Raw genomic sequence first — 2,693 nt, 5'->3', positions numbered from 1 at the left:
CGAATACTGACCTGGGGAGCGCCGTAGTGCCTGGTCATGGCCAAAACCGCCGTCTCACCGCCGAATAAGAGCGTTTCCTGACCGCCGCCAACACTTGGAGGCTGCGTGAGGTGATGGTCGCCGCGGCTTCGTCGCTGCGGCCTGCCGGCTTGATGAATCACCGCGATGTCAGCCTCGCCCGACGTCAAATGGACGCTGCCACGGCGAGCAGAAGTTCGGCATCGTGCAAGAAGCGTGACAGACTCTGCGAGGCCGGATGCCAAGGTGCGTTGGCAACGTGCCCGCGTCCTGGGCGAAAGGGTTCGTCGACCAGTCCAAATTGACTGAGATCACCCCTTCTTGTGGGTGTGCCAGCCCAGCCCGTAGGCGTTGGGGGTAGTTTTGGGGGTAGTCATCAATCAGGAAAATTAAGTCTGAAGTGTTTATGGCACTTGCGACGCATGATTCGGATCCCTCCGACCCGCCAAGGATCAGTTCCGGGACGTCTTCTGAAGTCCCGCAAAGAACGCGAAAAGCCCGTTTTCCCCAGTGGAGACGGGCTTTTTTGCTTCCTGGCGTCCAACGACGTTCGTTGACAGCCCGCGCGCCCTAGGGGTAGGTCTGGGGGTAGGGCTTTTGGGCCGAGAGAGGAGGGGCGCAAGCGGCCTCTGCGGGCCGCACCGAGCAACAAGCTGAGGTTCTGTTTCGTCCTCAGTTACTGTGCAAGTTACCGGATGGCTTCCCTGCGATGGCTTCCGGTACTCAGCGCTCGGCCGAGCCGTGTCGCGACTCATTTGAAGCGTGGAGTGCAAATGGACTACACTGCTGCCATGAAGACCGCGAGGATCCCGCCCGTCCGAGTTGAACCTGAGCTCCGCGCTGAGGTGGAGTCAATGCTGGCCGAAGGGGAGACGCTCACTGACTTCGTGGAGAGCTCGATCCGGGAGAAGGTCGGTCGGCGGCGCATCCACGAGGAGTTCGTGGCGCGTGGCCTTCGCTCGCTGGGCGAGGCTCGCACCACGGGTCAGTATGTGGACGCCGACGTCGTTCTCGCCAATCTGGAGCGCAAGCTGGAAGTTGCGCGCTCCCGCCTGGCGAAGAAGTTGAAGTGACCTTCCGAGTCCGGCTCACGCAAGACGCCGAGGCAGACCTTAAACGCTTGTTCGAGTTTGTGCTGGAGCGCGAACTCGCGCGCGATGGCGGCGACCTCGAACTCGCGACCGACGCGCTGGCTGCCATTCGCGCTGGTATCGCGACCTTGAAGTCGTCGCCTTTCACCTGTCGCAAGGCCGGGGGCAGCCCGTTCTTGCGCGAGCTGATCATTCCGTTCGGGCGCAGCGGCTATGTCGCGCTGTTCGAGATCCAGGACGACTCGAACGTCGGGGTCGGTGCCGTGCGCCATCAGCTTGAAGACGACTACCACTGACGCGCATCCGCACATGCCCGACGCCACCGGCTTCACCCGGCGCTATCGGTTCTCCGCGGCGTCCCGGCAATTACGGCCGGCGTCTATGCGATCTGGCGCGATGACGTGCTTATGCACTGCGGAATGTCAGACCGGAAGTTCGATCCTGCAGCCCAGGGCGAGCGCCGCAAGGTGGGTCTGATCACGCGGCTGAACAGCCACGCTTCCGGCAAGCTCAGTGGCGACCGGTTTTGCGTCTACGTCGCAAACCGTTAGGTCAATCGCCAACGGCTGGCGCATGCCGTCGCCGTTGGCAATCGTGGGGGGGGGGCGCATGCCCCCTTGCCAATGATCGCCTTCATTGCAGGCGGCTGGCCGTCCCACTTTGACGTTTGACGTACGTCATGTCTCACGCCTCATGTCCAGGAGCACACTGAGCGGGCGATATAAGGGGCTGCGATGAAGCACACCGTTGAGAAGACGAGCGAGGGGTTGCGCATCAGCGCGGCGGTCGATCCCGAAAAGCTGAACGAGTTGCTCGAGGAGTTTGCGAAGTGTGCGGCCGGCACGTGTTCCTGCCCGACGCCCCAGTACGACAAGCTGCAGTCCATTGACGTCAAGGCGAAGCCAACGGGCGTCACGGTGGAATTGCTGGCCAAACCAGGCGAGGTCATCGACGTTGCAGACATCGAGCAATGCCTGGAGCACACCGCCAAGCAGATTGGCGCCTGACCAGGGTGAGGGGCCGTCGCGCTGCGTTGTAGTCGATGCTCATCCGGCGGGTCGCCATAGATGCGCCAACAACCCGCCGACGTGGCTGGCGGGATGCGTTGGAAACTCCGCCTGTGGCGGCACCATCGGTGCATGCGTTCGCCCGGTAGCAGCAGGGGCGCAGCGATCGCGCTTGCGCCAGCCGCATGCCCTTCATCGCCATCGGGCCCTGTTGGTCGTACGGGAGCCTGCCTGCGTCACGATGGGGCCTGCCGCTGCTACGCACCGGGTCTGGTGCCGGCGGCCGGGACTTCTGGTTGATCGAGGATCGAGCCGGATCGCCTTCCCACTGCTATTCGCCCGGCGGCGCCTTGTGCCATTGCCTTCCCTCGGAGGCAGGTCGGTAGCCATAGTCGAACAGCTTCCTCATGTAGGCGGTATCGAACTGCTGGGGGGTGAGGTTCGTCGAAGTCCTCGCCGATGTAGGCGAGCTAAAAGTCCAACTGTTACGTCCCGCGTAGATTTGGGCTCGCAGTCCCAAGCTATTCGAGGTTGAGCAGAAGCTGTTGTCCCGCGAAGGTTTGGACGGGACCCGCAA

At 62.8% G+C, this 2,693-nt stretch carries 3 protein-coding genes; all 3 read left to right on the top strand.

Annotation, left to right across the window (positions count from 1 at the left end; all coding sequences use genetic code 11):
• Positions 1 to 791: 791 nt before the first annotated feature.
• The 3 genes from EV671_RS26380 to EV671_RS26370 all read left to right on the top strand — a co-directional run bounded on the left by EV671_RS26380 (position 792) and on the right by EV671_RS26370 (position 2,116).
• Positions 792 to 1,091, top strand: a complete 300-nt coding sequence (locus EV671_RS26380) for a YlcI/YnfO family protein (RefSeq protein WP_277592528.1) — start codon at positions 792 to 794, stop codon at positions 1,089 to 1,091.
• A complete protein-coding gene (locus EV671_RS26375; RefSeq protein WP_132576869.1) occupies positions 1,088 to 1,405 on the top strand; it encodes a type II toxin-antitoxin system RelE/ParE family toxin in 318 nt (105 codons plus the stop codon). The genes EV671_RS26380 and EV671_RS26375 overlap by 4 nt, the downstream gene beginning before the upstream one ends.
• 438 nt (positions 1,406 to 1,843) lie before the next feature.
• Positions 1,844 to 2,116, top strand: a complete 273-nt coding sequence (locus EV671_RS26370) for a hypothetical protein (protein WP_132576868.1) — start codon at positions 1,844 to 1,846, stop codon at positions 2,114 to 2,116.
• The last annotated feature ends 577 nt before the right edge of the window (positions 2,117 to 2,693 follow it).

This window comes from Roseateles saccharophilus (assembly GCF_004342485.1).
GTDB classification, from domain to species: domain Bacteria; phylum Pseudomonadota; class Gammaproteobacteria; order Burkholderiales; family Burkholderiaceae_C; genus Pelomonas; species Pelomonas saccharophila.
Note: the sequence above shows the minus strand (reverse complement) of the source record. Positions and strands in the feature narration are given on the sequence as shown.

Coding starts and splice junctions, on each gene's coding strand:
- EV671_RS26370 (WP_132576868.1), top strand. CDS start 1,844: ATGAAGCACACCGTTGAGAAGACGAGCGAGGGGTTGCGCATCAGCGCG.
- EV671_RS26380 (WP_277592528.1), top strand. CDS start 792: ATGGACTACACTGCTGCCATGAAGACCGCGAGGATCCCGCCCGTCCGA.